Origin of the sequence: Marinobacter shengliensis (genome assembly GCF_030297115.1) — a bacterium.
GTDB lineage: Bacteria > Pseudomonadota > Gammaproteobacteria > Pseudomonadales > Oleiphilaceae > Marinobacter > Marinobacter shengliensis.
On sequence record NZ_AP028062.1, the window covers coordinates 319,393 to 332,840 of the forward strand.

General features: G+C 58.4%; 16 protein-coding genes. 8 read left to right on the forward strand and 8 right to left on the reverse strand.

Annotation, left to right across the window (positions count from 1 at the left end; all coding sequences use genetic code 11):
• Positions 1 to 3 precede the first annotated feature (3 nt).
• Complete coding sequence (locus QUE75_RS01380) at positions 4 to 696, forward strand: cytochrome b/b6 domain-containing protein (RefSeq protein WP_286253153.1); 693 nt, start codon at positions 4 to 6, stop codon at positions 694 to 696.
• A gap of 14 nt (positions 697 to 710) precedes the next feature.
• Here the strand turns inward: QUE75_RS01380 and QUE75_RS01385 are convergent, their stop codons facing one another.
• Entirely contained in the window at positions 711 to 1,175 is a 465-nt protein-coding gene (locus QUE75_RS01385) for a c-type cytochrome (RefSeq protein WP_286253155.1), read from the reverse strand.
• 138 nt (positions 1,176 to 1,313) lie between these two features.
• Here QUE75_RS01385 and QUE75_RS01390 point away from each other — a divergent pair, with 138 nt between their 5' ends.
• Entirely contained in the window at positions 1,314 to 1,742 is a 429-nt protein-coding gene (locus QUE75_RS01390) for a hotdog fold thioesterase (protein WP_286253158.1), read from the forward strand.
• On the opposite strand, the gene QUE75_RS01395 is transcribed toward QUE75_RS01390, so the two are convergent.
• The 5 genes from QUE75_RS01395 to QUE75_RS01415 all read right to left on the reverse strand — a co-directional run bounded on the left by QUE75_RS01395 (position 1,723) and on the right by QUE75_RS01415 (position 6,572).
• Complete coding sequence (locus QUE75_RS01395; RefSeq protein ID WP_106694312.1) at positions 1,723 to 2,484, reverse strand: ABC transporter permease family protein; 762 nt, start codon at positions 2,482 to 2,484, stop codon at positions 1,723 to 1,725. The two genes, QUE75_RS01390 and QUE75_RS01395, sit on opposite strands and share 20 nt — an antisense overlap.
• On the reverse strand, positions 2,474 to 3,400 hold the full coding sequence (locus QUE75_RS01400) for a metal ABC transporter solute-binding protein, Zn/Mn family (protein ID WP_286253160.1): 927 nt from the start codon (positions 3,398 to 3,400) through the stop codon (positions 2,474 to 2,476). The genes QUE75_RS01395 and QUE75_RS01400 overlap by 11 nt, the downstream gene beginning before the upstream one ends.
• Entirely contained in the window at positions 3,390 to 4,505 is a 1,116-nt protein-coding gene (locus QUE75_RS01405) for a porin family protein (RefSeq protein WP_286253163.1), read from the reverse strand. The genes QUE75_RS01400 and QUE75_RS01405 overlap by 11 nt, the downstream gene beginning before the upstream one ends.
• An 84-nt stretch (positions 4,506 to 4,589) precedes the next feature.
• Positions 4,590 to 5,888, reverse strand: coding sequence for a hypothetical protein (locus QUE75_RS01410; RefSeq protein ID WP_286253164.1), 1,299 nt, complete (start codon positions 5,886 to 5,888; stop codon positions 4,590 to 4,592).
• A gap of 45 nt (positions 5,889 to 5,933) precedes the next feature.
• A complete protein-coding gene (locus QUE75_RS01415; protein ID WP_286253166.1) occupies positions 5,934 to 6,572 on the reverse strand; it encodes a DUF1826 domain-containing protein in 639 nt (212 codons plus the stop codon).
• A 235-nt stretch (positions 6,573 to 6,807) separates the two neighbouring features.
• On the opposite strand from QUE75_RS01415, the gene QUE75_RS01420 reads away from it, so the two are divergent.
• From QUE75_RS01420 to QUE75_RS01440, 5 genes are all read left to right on the forward strand, one after another.
• Entirely contained in the window at positions 6,808 to 7,644 is an 837-nt protein-coding gene (locus tag QUE75_RS01420) for a substrate-binding periplasmic protein (protein WP_286253168.1), read from the forward strand.
• A gap of 114 nt (positions 7,645 to 7,758) precedes the next feature.
• On the forward strand, positions 7,759 to 8,433 hold the full coding sequence (locus tag QUE75_RS01425; RefSeq protein WP_061331182.1) for a Frag1/DRAM/Sfk1 family protein: 675 nt from the start codon (positions 7,759 to 7,761) through the stop codon (positions 8,431 to 8,433).
• Positions 8,434 to 8,502: 69 nt separating this feature from the next.
• Complete coding sequence (locus tag QUE75_RS01430) at positions 8,503 to 8,967, forward strand: YchJ family protein (protein WP_228263862.1); 465 nt, start codon at positions 8,503 to 8,505, stop codon at positions 8,965 to 8,967.
• Between the two features lie 116 nt (positions 8,968 to 9,083).
• Positions 9,084 to 9,980: an EamA family transporter RarD gene (gene rarD / locus QUE75_RS01435; protein ID WP_138436968.1), complete on the forward strand. Its 897-nt coding sequence runs from the start codon at positions 9,084 to 9,086 to the stop codon at positions 9,978 to 9,980.
• Positions 9,977 to 10,210 (forward strand): DUF3565 domain-containing protein, encoded by a 234-nt coding sequence (locus QUE75_RS01440; protein ID WP_286253172.1) that lies wholly within the window; start codon positions 9,977 to 9,979, stop codon positions 10,208 to 10,210. The genes rarD and QUE75_RS01440 overlap by 4 nt, the downstream gene beginning before the upstream one ends.
• On the opposite strand, the gene QUE75_RS01445 is transcribed toward QUE75_RS01440, so the two are convergent.
• Complete coding sequence (locus QUE75_RS01445) at positions 10,189 to 11,070, reverse strand: LysR family transcriptional regulator (protein WP_286253173.1); 882 nt, start codon at positions 11,068 to 11,070, stop codon at positions 10,189 to 10,191. The genes QUE75_RS01440 and QUE75_RS01445 overlap by 22 nt on opposite strands.
• Before the next feature lie 93 nt (positions 11,071 to 11,163).
• On the opposite strand from QUE75_RS01445, the gene QUE75_RS01450 reads away from it, so the two are divergent.
• Entirely contained in the window at positions 11,164 to 11,937 is a 774-nt protein-coding gene (locus QUE75_RS01450; RefSeq protein ID WP_058093018.1) for a cation diffusion facilitator family transporter, read from the forward strand.
• Between the two features lie 16 nt (positions 11,938 to 11,953).
• Here the strand turns inward: QUE75_RS01450 and QUE75_RS01455 are convergent, their stop codons facing one another.
• On the reverse strand, positions 11,954 to 13,303 hold the full coding sequence (locus QUE75_RS01455; RefSeq protein WP_286253175.1) for a CHAD domain-containing protein: 1,350 nt from the start codon (positions 13,301 to 13,303) through the stop codon (positions 11,954 to 11,956).
• Positions 13,304 to 13,448: the final 145 nt, after the last annotated feature.

Consider the following 13,448-nt stretch of genomic DNA (forward strand, 5'->3'; position numbering starts at 1 on the left):
AAGATGACCACTATTCGATTATGGGATCTACCGGTCCGGCTGTTTCACTGGTTGTTGGTGTTGGCGGTGCTTGGTGCCATCGCGACCACCAAGCTCGGTGGCAGCTGGATGGTTTGGCATGAGCGATTTGGCTTACTGGTTGTGGGCTTGCTGGCCTTTCGTATCGCCTGGGGCTTTCTGGGTTCCAGTTACGCCAGGTTTACCCGTTTTGTACGCGGCCCCGGCGCTATCATGGCCTATCTCAAAGGCCGGTGGCAGGGCGTGGGCCACAACCCGCTGGGTGCTTTATCGGTTCTGGCCCTGATCGGCTTGTTCGGTTTTCAGGCTGTGACTGGGTTGTTCGCCAATGACGAAATTGCCTTCTACGGCCCTCTGTACCCGCTGGTGTCGTCAGATCTGAGCGGCACCCTGAGTGGCTGGCACCGGCAAACCGAATGGTATCTGTACGGCCTGGTGGCCCTGCATGTGGCAGCGGTGATGTTCTACACCCACGTCAGGAAAGACAATCTGGTGAAACCGATGATCACTGGCAGGAAAGTGGTCCCGGACGGGCACGCCGAAGATGCTAAAGGCGGGGGTGCGATCGCGTTCGTGGTGTCTCTGGTGTTGGCACTGGCGGTGGTGTGGGCGGCCAGCGGTGAGCTTGTATCACCACCGCCGGCGCCGGAACCTGCCCCCCAGGATCTGGGCTGGTAGGTTAACCGCGCTGATCAGTCGGCACGGAAGTTGTCGTGGCAGGCTTTGCAGGTTTGCCCGACAGCGCTGAACTGGCGCGCCAATGCACCACGGTCACCGGTTGCGGCCACTTCCTGCAGTTTGTTGGCTTCACGAACGAAGTTAGTGCCGACTTCCCGAACTTTATCCGTTTGCTCGAAAAATTCCGGCTTCAAGCGGGTATTCTCTGCTTTATCCATGGTTGAATCGGGGCTGTAAAGCGCGCCCATGCCAGAATTGGCGATGGCCGCAATGGCGTTGGCCGCCGCTTTCATCTGGTCTGCATTGAATTCCACATCGCCATCAACGGCTTGAGCTTTGATTTTGCCCATGTTCCAGGACATGAACTGGTAGCCAGCCTGGCGTGCTTTGATCTGGTCTTCCACGCTCAGCTGGGCAACCGCTGGCATGGCAAACGAAGCAGCGAGTAGAGCGGCGGTCATCACACCGGTTTTTTTCATATCAGGTCCCTCTCTTTTGGTCGAATTGGTCAATTTGCCAAATTGCTCTATAAAGGCTTGGTTATGAGCATCCTACCTGTATAGACTCAGTGCTGACAGTTATAACAGACTAAAGTTCAATCTGGAGAATTTCCAAGTATGGCGATTTGGACCGTTACCCCGAACCTGGAATACATGGCCGAGGCCAGCAAGAACACCGCCGTCAGTCACATGGGTATTGAATACCTCGAAATTGGTGACGATTACGTGAAAGGCCGCATGCCGGTGGACCAGCGTACGGTTCAGCCGTTTGGCATCCTGCACGGCGGTTCCTCGGTGTTGCTGGCGGAAACCCTGGGCAGCATGGCGGCCAATTGCTGCCTGAAAGACAAGAACACGGTGGCGGTGGGGCTCGATATCAACGCCAACCACATTCGCCCGGTGACCGGCGGCTGGGTGTACGGCACGGCCCGCGCCCAGCACATCGGCAGCACCACCCAGGTTTGGGAAATCCGCCTGGAGAACGAGCAGGGCAAGCTGACCTGCATTTCCAGGCTGACGATGGCGGTTACCAAGCGTCCCGGTTGATGGGTTTGCGCGCCAGCACCGCCGCACTGGCACAGGTGGCCATGGCAGCGATAACCACGGTTGGCCCGGTTGGCAGATCCTGCCAGGCTGAGATCAGAAGCCCCAGACTGTGGCCCGCCAGGCACGTCAGTATGGCGAAGACAATGCTGGTGCCCCGCAGGTGTATCAGTAGCAGTGGGGCGGCAATCAATGAGGTGAACACCACGTAGATGCCGGCCAGGTCGACCGTCAGTGTGATGGCGATAGCGAACATTGGCAGGAACAGCCAGCCCCTGTAACTCTGCGGCAGGACGTATTGCCAGACAAGCACGGCCAGTGCCAGCAGCACCATCGGGGCCAGCACCGTGGGTGTGGTCCAGAGCAGATCTCCGTTCAGGGTATGGGCAAGCCGCTGTGCGCCGTGGGGGTCCTGGCTTACCAGCAAGGTGGCCAGGCACGCGCCCAGTGCGTAGAGCAGGCCAATCATGGCTTCACGGTGACGGGTCAGATACCGTAAAACCAGGCTGACCAAGGCAACCGCAAGCAGCGCCAGGGCCAGACTGCTGGCAAGGCTTGCAGTGGAGCCGCTGGCAGGGAGTACCGTACCGACCAGCAAAATGCCCAGCGCCGCCCACTGGGCGATCGCCAGATCCGCAAATACCATACCCCGCTCAAGTACCCGGTTGCCCAGAGGCACCAGGGCGATTGCAGTCAGCGCGCTGGCGGTGAGTGCCGGCCACATCCAGCCCCACTCATTCCACATTCGTTGGCTCCTGATGATTCAACAGTGTGTCGACGATCAGGTTGATAACCTGCTCCAGAGTCTCTTCACCCGGTTGGCCGGTGACGGTGCCAGGTAGCACTATCGCCGGTATGCCGGATTGTGAGGATAACCACCGGGCCGGACGATCATCCTGATAGGAGGCGACGATAATCACGCTGGCACGAGCCAGGTCCGGGGTGGCCAGTACGTTCCGCAGGTACGCGCTGCCGGGTGGTAAGCCGGGTTTTGGCTCCAGGTCGGCAATGACCTCGATGCCCAGCCAACGCAGCAGATAATCGAAGGTGGAGTGCTGGGTAACCACACCGGTCCCGGCCAGTTGCCGGGCGGCAGAACGCCAGGACTGGCGTTGCTGGTTCCACTCTCCCCGCCACCGAATGTACCTCATTTGAATCTGCGCTTGCTGATCGGGGACCAGGGCAGCCAGTCGTTCGGCGAGGGCATCGGCAACCAGGGGGATGGCGTCCGGAGACAGATGCAGGTGCGGGTCGCCCTCTGGATGGACGTCCCCCATGCTGCGGTCAACGTGCTCATGACTCTGATGCAGAGGAGCATGGTCGGCGGCAAAGAACAGCCCATCGCTGCCGGGCTGGATCTTGCGATTGGCCGCCCTTGAGATCAGCGAAGGCAGCCAGCCGGCTTCCAGCGACGCACCCGTGCACACGGCCAGGTCGGCTTTACGCATGGCGGCAATCAGGCTGGGTCTGGCCTCAATGTAGTGCGGGTCTTGCCAGGCGGTGGTCGCGGTGGTGATGGTTGCATCCGGCAGCAACGCCGAGACCAGGCTGGCCCACTCTGGTTCGCAGGCGAACACATTCAGACTGGCGCTGGCCGGCACGCTGGCAAACGCCAGCAGCCAGCCAAACACCCATGCCAGGCGGTTGGGCTTAGAAATCATGGGCACCATGAGCTCCGAAGGTCATCACGTACTGCAGAGTGACGGTGTTGTCGGCGTCATCGAAACCGTGAGCACTCTGGTGCGTGTACTGCAGACGCAGAGTCGAGAAGTGGGACCGGGACCAGGCCAACATCACGTCGGTTTCTTTCAGTTGCTGATCGTGGAAGTGGTCACCGTGGGCTTCCTTGAGATCCACCCGGCCATAGCGGGCACCGACAGACCACTGGGGGGTAAAGCGGTAGACAGCGGAGGTATACCAGCCCTGGTGGTAATCTGAGGAGCGGGCATGTTCGTTCAGTTCGTCCGCGTACAGGTATTCGCCGCTGAGCGTCAGCTGTTGCTGGCGGGTGTTGCCATCAGGCGACCATTTCCAGACCAGGTCGGCGATATAGAGGTTCTCGCCGGTGTAGGCGGCGGCATGGCTGTGGTCGTGATCACCGTGGTCATGGTCATGATCGTGATCGCCGTCATGGTCACCATGAACCTGGCGGTTGTTCAGATAGGACAGCCCGGCCTGCCAGCTTTGTGACACCCCGATGTCGCCACCGAAACGAGTGTTGACGGTGTACACACCAATGTCTTCGTCACCTTCCGTCAGGCGATTGCCGTTGAAAGCCTCCGCCCCGATCTGCCAGAAAAACGGTGTGGGCATCAGCAGGTTGACCCGCAGGCCGTCGTCGAAGTAGTGGCTTCCCAGAAGAGCCCGATAGGCTGCGGGGCGCTCGACAAAGTTGTCTTCATGCATGTGGCGACTGTTCAGGTAGCCAACTTGGGACAGGAAGCGGCCGCCCCGAATGCTCAGGTTCCAGGGCATGCCGGTGGTCTGCAGGTAGGCTTCTTCCAGTGCCACTTCGGTTTCGCCGTGATGTTCTTCCAGGACGGCGGTCAGGCGGCCTGCGAACAGATCATCAATTGGGGCAGACAAAGACAGCTCGGTGTGCCCGAGCCCAAAGCCTTCGTCCCGGTGGGACAGCGCGGTGGCGTTCTGTTTGTAATAACCATCCAGAACCACGCTGATGTCTGGGTTCATTTCATTGGCCTGGGCCGACGCAAATGGCACCAGCAAGGTGGAGAACAGGCCGGCTTGAAGGCGGGTAAAACGCATGTTGAATCCTCGTACTGCTTGCATAGGAAATGGAGTCAGCGCCGGTGATGCGTTGAGCAGCCGGCGCTGTGTGATCGGTGTTGGTTAGTGAGCGTGATCGTGGTCGTGATCATCCATCAGGCCAAGCCAGACCAGGCTGGCGGCCTGGAAGTCCAGGGCAATCGTCCGCAGAACCTCCCGCTCATGGGTGTCGATTTCGATGATGGACTGACCATCCGGTGTCAGTGCAAACAGGCGGTCTTCGCTGGCCGACTCGGTAAACGCAACTTGGTCGCCCTCTGCCAGTGGCTCCATAACGTCCAGGGTGGCAGCCAGTAGCCAGCCGTCGGCCGGGTCGAACAACCGAAGCTTGCCGTCATTACCGAACACGTAGAAGGTTTCACCGTGTCCATCAAAGCCCTGGGCAATGCGAGTGACGCCTTCGCCCAAGGTCAACTCCAGGTAGGGCTCGGCATCTTCCGGGTTGATGACGAAAAGCTGGTTTCCGGCAATGCCAACCAGGGCGTCGACGTCATGATGGGCAACCAGGGTGCCAATGCGGCTGCCGTCGATCAGGGTTGGTGGGTTATCCAGTTTTTCAGCAGGGAAGGTATCGTCTTCCAGATCGATCACCAGCACACCATCGGAGCAGCCGAAGGCCAGGGCATGGTGATTGGCTGCCGCGCCATGCAGGCGTGGGCATTGTTCAGCGTAGAGGTGTTCGTGGGTGAAACTGCCACCGTCCAGCTGGTAACGCTCAACTTCCGCTGGCAGGGTCGTATCGGTGATCGATGAATCACGACGGGTAACGAACAGGCGATCCCCAACCATCTTGGCAACGCCATGCATGTTGTTGTCACGACCCAGAGATGCGACCTCACTGTTACTTTCCAGGGAGTGGTCGGAGAAGACTGTCACCTTGGCGTTGGCCGCGCTGGCCGCGCCGTCGTAGAACACCACGCCATACTCTTCGCCGAGGGAATAGTGGGTGGGCCGGTGATCGTTCAGCGTCAGGCTCAGCATGGATGGCGTTTCCGCGTAATCATGCATGTGGTCGCCGTGGTCTTCGGTATAGAGTCCGCTGTCAACAAAGGACACCAGGTCATCTCCACGCTGGATGACTACCCCATACCGTGCGTTGGGTGATCGGTACAGGCGGGGTGCCTCACCGTCCAGGGGGAATTGTTCCAGTATGCTTCCGTCGTCCAGGTCCATCACCTTGATCTGTGAGCCGGTGCTGTCATAAATGGCCAGGCGCCCGGCGGTCTCGATCTCTGTGTGGTCGTGACCGTCACTGGAGCTGCTGCCGCCGCATCCAGAAAGCATGAGTGCTGAGGCTGCGACAATGGATGTAATGATCAGCCTTGGTGTTACCGGTTTTTGAGCGGGGGGTGCTAGTTTCATTGAATTCTCACTCCTTTGTTCATGTTATAACGTTGCATTAAAGGTTCAGGATGAAAGCCAATCGAGGCCAACAATCAGTCTTGGGGTGCCATTCGGCTGCGGTGAACGATGCACCAGTCCCCGGCCCTCATTGCCCTCCCATGCTTCGCCCTTCAGAAGGGCGACGGCGGCAGTGGGTATGGTTTGAATTTGATCTGAGGGAACACTTTGCTCTGGCAGAGGGCCTTCACCAGCAGGACGGGTAACAAGGGGTTCGGGTAGCCACTCGGTTCCTGGCCCGCGGTAAGTGCAAAGCAGCCGCACCGGTACCCGATCCACATGAAATCTGGGGCACATAGTGTCAGCCAGAACATGTATGCGAAGACCTATCGCTTCAGGCTCAAACAGGCACTGATACATCTCTGCCAGCTCGTCGACATCGGCAATCCAGTGGTTGGAACCTTCGATATCAAGAGCCCACCCGGGCAATGCAGTGGCCGCACTTTGCCCACGTTCGAGGCTGACGAAACGTTCAAGGTTCCCCGCGCGGTTACAGAATTCATTTACGAATGCGGCCCAGTGGTTGTTCCGGGGTCTCTGCCAGACGGCCAGGTTAACGTTGTCACGGAGTATTTCCGCAAGGCACTGTACATTTTTCCCGTGGACACTTAAGGAGTGTTCGAGGTTATGAGGGTGTTGTGTCATCGCTGGAACCTCTTGGTCTGGCGAGAGAAGCCGAATCCGGGCTGACAATGTTATGTTATAACATATGAATTGTGAAGGGCTGACATGAATTGGCGAAACGGGTTTGAGGAAGTTGACCGGGGTTTGAGAGATATCAAGTTTTCAGCCTGCCGGTCGGCAGGATCGGTGATACACTCAATTTAGTTCATTTTATCAACCAGTTTGCAGCGGCTGCTTTCTCGCATCAGGAGACTGTGTGTCAATCAAAGTGACGATTGGTGGGGCCATGACAAGGCTCGTGCTTGCCTGCTTGATGATGGTGTCGGTAAGCCATCACGGGGTCGTGGCCGGAGAGTCTGAAAGGTTCGTATGCACCACACTCTTGGCCAGTGGTAACCCTCAGTACCCACCTCTGCTTTGGCGTTCAGACCGGTCGCCCGGGGAGCTGGTTGGCGCTATACCAGCATTTTTGCGGGAGCTGACAGAGCCGCTCGGAGTTAAAGTTGAGGTTCGGGACAAGGGTTCCTGGGCCAGGGTGCAGCATCTTGCAAAGCTGGGTGATCTTGATCTCGTGGCCGGCGCCTTTATGACATCGGAGCGCATTGGTTATATGGATTATGTGCTGCCGCCGATGACTCACTTACCCACTAGCGTCTGGGTGCCAAAAGACCGGCCTTTTGAGTATCGCCATTGGCCGGACTTGCAGATGAAGCGGGGCAGCACCCTGATCAACAACAGTTTTGGTCAGCGTTTCGATCAGTACGCAAAAGCAAACCTGATGATCGAAGGGGTGCGCACGATTGAACAGTCATTCCTGATGGCCAGGGCGGGCCGAGTTGACTATGTGTTGTACGAACAACTTCAGGGGCAGGTGAAACTCCAGAGGCTCGGGCTTGCCGGCGATTTTATTGCACTGGACCCACCGATTTCGAGGGAGGGGCTGTTCTTTGCGTTTCCGAAAGGCTCACCGTGCAATTCAGAATCCTTCAGGGAAGCTTTTATGGAACGGCTCTCGCACCTGACGGTGAACAGAAGATTGCCAACGCTTATCGAGGAATATACGGCCCGGTACGTTGGCAATCAGGATTTATAACGGTGCATCGATCTTTGCTGCCGTTGGTGCTGCCCATGATGCAGCGGCCGCAGGCGGTCATGTAAAGTAGTTCCTGGGGTTACGTCAGAGATAAAACGTTTCAGGAGCAACGGTATGGGGCACCGATCTTTGCCACTATGGTGGTTGGCGTTTGCAGCGGCACTGATTCCCTTGCTGACGATCCACCTGACCTTTGCCGTGTCAGTAATAGAAGGGTATGTGTCGTGGTGTGTGCCGTATTGGGACAGCTGCACCAGCATCAGCCGAACCGGTCGCCACGGTACCGCTTATTTCATTTTTAAGGGGACCATGCTGCCGGCAGCACTGCTGGGGATTTTGTTCTGGTGGCTGAACGGTCTCTGGTTGCGCCAGCTTGGTGTTCAGGCTAGGCGCGTTGCCTGGATTCCATGGCTCGGTTTGATTGCCTGTGCTGCCCTCGCCTTTTATACCCTGGCGCTGGGCCATGCGGGGGACGGTTTTAACCTGACTCGCCGTATTGGCGTTGTTCTGTATTTTTCATTCACCTATCTGTGCCAGTTGCTGGTCAGCGCCTGCCTGATGAATCATCCGAGGTGGTACACCTCCGGCCTGCGCTTGTTACGTCTTTGTCAGCTGACGCTGGCAGTAGGCATTCTCTCGGTGATTCTGACGGCGGTGGTACCGGACTGGTACAGCCAGAAAGACGATGCCTTTGAGTGGGTGCTGGCGCTGCTGATCAACCTGCACGCGCTCTGGCTGGCTTTGCTGTGGCGGCGCAGCGGGTTTCGCGCCAGGCTGTGGGCAGATTGACGGCCTGCGGGACAGGCCGGGGCCGGCTTGCTAGACTGCCGGCAAAACGGACCTCATGAGCCTGCCACCATGACCACGATGACATCATCAAGCCCGTGCCCCTGTAGCAGCGGCAAGGCCTACCAGGATTGCTGCCAGCGCTGGCATTCCGGGCAGCCGGCACCTACCCCCGAGGCGCTGATGCGCTCTCGCTATGCGGCGTTTGTGCTGCGCAATCCCGACTACCTGATGGCCACCTGGCATCCGGATACCCGGCCCACGGAGCTGGGGCTGGAAAACTCTCCGGAGTGGGCATCACTGCAGGTTCTGGATGCCAGTGAGCAGGGCGCCCGTGGCCGTGTCCACTTCCGTGCGCTCTACCGGGCCGGAGTTGGTTGGGGTTATCTGGAGGAAATCTCGGAGTTTGTGCGGGAAGGCGATCGCTGGTTTTACGTGGCCGGCGAAACGAGCGAGGGTGCCCTCAAACCCGGCCGCAACGAACCTTGCCCGTGCGGCAGCGGGAGAAAGTATAAAGCCTGTTGCCTGAAAGGCTGATAACAGGAAATCCTGTCATATTGAGGAGGTCAGACGTTAGTGCCGGGTTAGGATAATTCATGGGGTTCCCGTCACCCTTGGTGTGCTAGATTATCTCGTCCAGTGATGAGGAACCTATGCACTCAAAGACCCCGGTTAACCCGGAAACCACCAAAGGCGTTCTCTATGGGCTGGCTGCCTACACCCTATGGGGCAGTTTTCCCCTGTACTTCGCGTTGTTTCAGGGGATTCCCGCCTGGGAAGTCCTGATTCACAGGGTAATCTGGTCCTGCCTGTTTCTCGCCATCGTGATTTCCCTTCTCACACGCTGGCCGGCGGTAATCGCAGCGTTGAAGCAGCCAAAGAGGCTGGGTTTCGTACTCGGTTGTGCGGTGTTCATTGCCCTTAACTGGGGCGTCTACATTTATGCCGTGGAAACCCGGCACGTGCTGCAGGCCAGCCTGGGGTACTTCCTTACCCCGCTGGTGAATGTGGCCATGGGGCTGCTGATTCTGGGGGAGCGGATTTCACGCTTGCAAGTGGTTGCAGTGACCCTTGCGGCAGTGGCGATTCTGTACCAGTTTGTTCTGCTGGGTGAGCTGCCCTGGATTACCCTGGTGCTGGCGTTCAGCTTTGGCACCTACGGGTTGATGCGAAAGAAGGTCGAGCTGGATGGGCTGTCTGGCCTGTTTGTGGAAACTCTGCTGTTGCTGCCGCTGGGGCTGGTGACGCTGGCCTGGTTGTCATCGGAGGGTTTGTCTCACTTTGGTGGCACCAGCTACAGTACCTTGCTGTTGCTTTCCAGCGGTGCGGTTACTGCCATTCCCCTGCTGGCCTTCGCCGGTGCCGCCCGGCGGCTGAAGCTCTCGACGGTGGGGTTTCTGATGTACATCAACCCCACTATCCAGTTCCTGATTGCGCTTTTTGTGTTCTACGAGCCCCTGAGCACCGCGAAACTGGTGAGCTTTAGCATGATCTGGGTGGCGCTGGGGATTTATTCCTGGTCGGCCTGGGATCAAAGGGGGAGATCATGAAACAGCGCATCATCGGCTATCACCAAGACGACGAAAACCATTGGGTGGCGCAGCTGGCCTGCGGGCATAACCAGCATGTGCGCCACGATCCGCCGTGGGTGAACCGCCCATGGGTTGTTACCACGGAAGGGCGGCAGGCCATGCTGGGAGTTGAGCTGGACTGCAAAAAGTGTGACGAGGGTGCTCCGGCCGATGAGCAGCCAGGCCTTCAGGCCATCGTCTCCAGATAGGCTTCCAGTTCGTTAGCCAGCCAGCCTACCACGGCGCCGCCCTGAGCCTGCTCTGACTCGAGGGCGCTGAACACCTTCCACCAGCGCGCGCTGCGGTGGTGGATGGTTTTCAGTTGTTCTTTCCGCAGTGCCTCGGCAATTAACGGTAACGGCAGGTCCGCCCAGCCGGCACCGTCCATCACTGCATCCCGGATCAACTCGTACTGGGTAAACGCCAGGTAGTTGGCGGTTTCCGGTGAGTCTGCCACCAGCACTGAATCCTGCATGTAGGCGATGGTGATTTCGGTGTGGCTGATCAGATCGTCCTGGGTTACCCGTTTGAGCTGGCTAAGTGGATGCTCGGGCGCAGCGACGGTCAGCATGCGCACGTCAGCCAGCTCGCGGAACCATTGGTAGCCCTCATTCATCAGTTCCGGCATCAGGCCGTAGGCGACATCCACCGACTGGTTACGGACCAGCGAGGGCAGTTCTCGCGGAGGGGCAAGATAGATCGACAGGCTGGTTTGCGGAAACCGCTGTTTCAGGCGGCGCAGGATGTCTCGCCACACGTCCTCGGGAATGGCATCGTCCCGGGCGATGCGCAACACCGATTCGGCGCCGCTCAGGTGGTGCTGGCAGCGGGCCTGTATCTGGCCGGCGACCTGATCAAAGCGCCGACAGTCGGTGAGAATGGACTGGCCGATGGAGGTCAGATGCAGCTGGTTACCGCTGCGTTCAAACAATTCAACCCCCAGCTCATCCTCCAGCGAGGCCAACACAGTGCTGACCGTCGTCCGGCTGCGGTTCAGCTCGCGGGCGGCCGCGGCCACGCTGCCGTTCCGGACTACGGACAGAAAGGTTTTAATCTGGGAAGTTTTCATGCTTATCTCGTTGCGCCGGATTTTCCGTCGCTCAGCGACTCACGCCTTCGTGATGATGCCGATAATATGGCCGGCAATTCTCAGGAGGTCAAAATGTTTACTTCTCTGGCGCGGGAAAATATGGCGCTGACATTATCTGCGGCCGGTGCGGGCTTGTTTGCTGTCGTCGGTATCGGCTGGGGGCTTTGGGTTGATTCCCTGGTCATTCTTTTCGATGGCGCCTATTCACTGATCAGTCTGGCGCTGTCCCTGCTTTCTCTCTATGCCGCTCGCCTGGTGCGTCGGCCGGCAACAGAAGATTATCCGTTTGGTTTGGGTGCGGTGGAGCCGCTGGTGATTGCGGTGAAAGGCCTGGTTATTGCCCTGGTGTGTGTGCTTTCGCTGGCCTCGGCGGTGGTTTCGCTGCTGCAGGGTGGCCGTGCGGTGGCCGCCGACATGGCCATGGTGTTTGGTGCGGTGAACGTGGTGGGTTGCCTGGCCGTGTGGGTGTATCTGCGCTGGTCCAGCTTCCAGAACGACTCTGGCCTGGTCAGGGCCGAGCAGAGGCAGTGGCTGATGGACAGCGCCCTGAGTGCTGCTGTGATGATCGGTTTTGCCGCCGCCTGGATGCTGGAGAAAAGTCAGTGGTCAGAGCTGGCAGTATACGCAGACCCGGTGATGATGCTGGTGATCTCGGTGTATTTCATGACCGTGCCGGTGAAGATGATTCTGGAGTCAGTGCGTGAGTTGCTGCTGGCGGCACCCTCGGAAGAGGCCATGGACGATATCCAGGAAACCCTGGAAGACCTTGGCTTGAATCCGGGCCAGGTGAGAGTGGCGAAGCTGGGCCCCAACCTGCTCCTGGAAGCTCGTATGGTCAGAATCTGAATCTGATGTTCTGGCATCAGCCAGCTTTCAGCCCGCCGATGGACAGAATCAGTCTGCGGGTGTCGTCCTTTTTGATGATCAGGTGGTCCAGCAGTGCCTGAAGTGCGCCGTTTGGATCCTCCGGGTAGTTTGAAGCAAACCGTTTGACCAGCTCAATCTGGACATGCAGATCCTGGAACCGGCCATAGAGATCCTGGCGCTGTCGCAGGGTCTTAAGGGCGGATTTCCAGCTGTCGATGTCCAGTTCCATCAGGTAGCGGATGCGCTTCAGGAGTTTGCGCAGATTGTGGATGTCCTCATCTGGCGAGTCGTGCAGCAGTTCTGCGGTTTTCCGGTTGAACATTCGTAGCCGGTGCTCAACGCTTTTTTGAATGTCCCTGGTACTGAGTTTGTCGATCAGTTTGCGGAATTGCCGTGACTGCAGCTCGTCTTCCCAGCTGTGCAGGCTCTGCCGGTAACGTTTGCTTGCAAGCCGTTTCGCCAGTTTTTTCTGTTCCTTGTCCACCCGCGCGCAGACCCATTGCTCCAGTGCCTTCAGGAGTTCTGGCTGGTCACTGCATAGCTGCGGCAGATCCTGGCTGAATACGTGCAGGTCCCGCAGGTTGCTCGTGGCCTGGGCGTGTCGTTTCAGGTGGGAAATGTGGCTCTTCAGTGATTTGTTTCCGGTTACCTCGGCCAGGGATTCGGCCACGGCGCGGCTGCGACGAAGGGCAATGCGATACTGGTGGAGAAACTCATCGTCCAGGCCGAGCATCACCCCCCGATGTAACTGGGCAAGACTCTCGGCCTGCCCCAAAAGCACTGACGGAGTGTCTTTGACCGTCGCTTTGCCGGCGTTCTTGTGCCGTTTCTGATTCTTGCGATTGAACGCCTCGAAACTGAAATCCACAGGGGTCAGGAAGGTTTCAAGCCGCCCCTCCCGTTTGCCGAGCTTGCGCCAGTGTTTGATTGGCAACCGTATGTGAATAAAGCTGGCCGTTGGGAGTTCAAAGGGAGCGTGCGGCACCAGGGTTGCTGCCAGCTCCAAAAGAGCCGGGTTGTGCCCGACAATGGCCAGGGTTTGCGCCTGATCGTCACAGTTCTGCAGCCACTGTAATAGACGCCGGTAATCAAAGGTATAGAGTTCCGGGTTAGTGTAAATCTGTGCTTCACCAATCGAGGGAGGCAGGATGCCTTTCAGCGTTTGTTGGGCGCGCAGGGCAGGGCTTGCGTGAATCTCTCCTGCCATGGCCCCGTAACGCAGCAGTGCCCGCCCCAGCGGTGCCAGCTGTTGCTCGCCTCTTGGGTTAAGCGGGCGGTCCTTGTCGCTGAGGTTGTCGTTATCCCAGCTGGATTTGGCATGGCGGATGAGAAAAAGGTGTTTCACGGTGAGCTCTCCCCGGCACGGCTGACATGAAACTTTAGTCTGACACAAGCTCAAGTCGTTTACATGACGGCCGATACCCGAACTACCCGAAAGGCTTGATACAAATGGCCTGGCAACAAAGTCGACATGTTTGTACTTAAGTATT

Coding starts and splice junctions, on each gene's coding strand:
- QUE75_RS01380 (WP_286253153.1), top strand. CDS start 4: ATGACCACTATTCGATTATGGGATCTACCGGTCCGGCTGTTTCACTGG.
- QUE75_RS01385 (WP_286253155.1), bottom strand. CDS start 1,175: ATGAAAAAAACCGGTGTGATGACCGCCGCTCTACTCGCTGCTTCGTTT.
- QUE75_RS01390 (WP_286253158.1), top strand. CDS start 1,314: ATGGCGATTTGGACCGTTACCCCGAACCTGGAATACATGGCCGAGGCC.
- QUE75_RS01395 (WP_106694312.1), bottom strand. CDS start 2,484: ATGTGGAATGAGTGGGGCTGGATGTGGCCGGCACTCACCGCCAGCGCG.
- QUE75_RS01400 (WP_286253160.1), bottom strand. CDS start 3,400: ATGATTTCTAAGCCCAACCGCCTGGCATGGGTGTTTGGCTGGCTGCTG.
- QUE75_RS01405 (WP_286253163.1), bottom strand. CDS start 4,505: ATGCGTTTTACCCGCCTTCAAGCCGGCCTGTTCTCCACCTTGCTGGTG.
- QUE75_RS01410 (WP_286253164.1), bottom strand. CDS start 5,888: ATGAAACTAGCACCCCCCGCTCAAAAACCGGTAACACCAAGGCTGATC.
- QUE75_RS01415 (WP_286253166.1), bottom strand. CDS start 6,572: ATGACACAACACCCTCATAACCTCGAACACTCCTTAAGTGTCCACGGG.
- QUE75_RS01425 (WP_061331182.1), top strand. CDS start 7,759: ATGGGGCACCGATCTTTGCCACTATGGTGGTTGGCGTTTGCAGCGGCA.
- QUE75_RS01430 (WP_228263862.1), top strand. CDS start 8,503: ATGACCACGATGACATCATCAAGCCCGTGCCCCTGTAGCAGCGGCAAG.
- rarD (WP_138436968.1), top strand. CDS start 9,084: ATGCACTCAAAGACCCCGGTTAACCCGGAAACCACCAAAGGCGTTCTC.
- QUE75_RS01440 (WP_286253172.1), top strand. CDS start 9,977: ATGAAACAGCGCATCATCGGCTATCACCAAGACGACGAAAACCATTGG.
- QUE75_RS01445 (WP_286253173.1), bottom strand. CDS start 11,070: ATGAAAACTTCCCAGATTAAAACCTTTCTGTCCGTAGTCCGGAACGGC.
- QUE75_RS01450 (WP_058093018.1), top strand. CDS start 11,164: ATGTTTACTTCTCTGGCGCGGGAAAATATGGCGCTGACATTATCTGCG.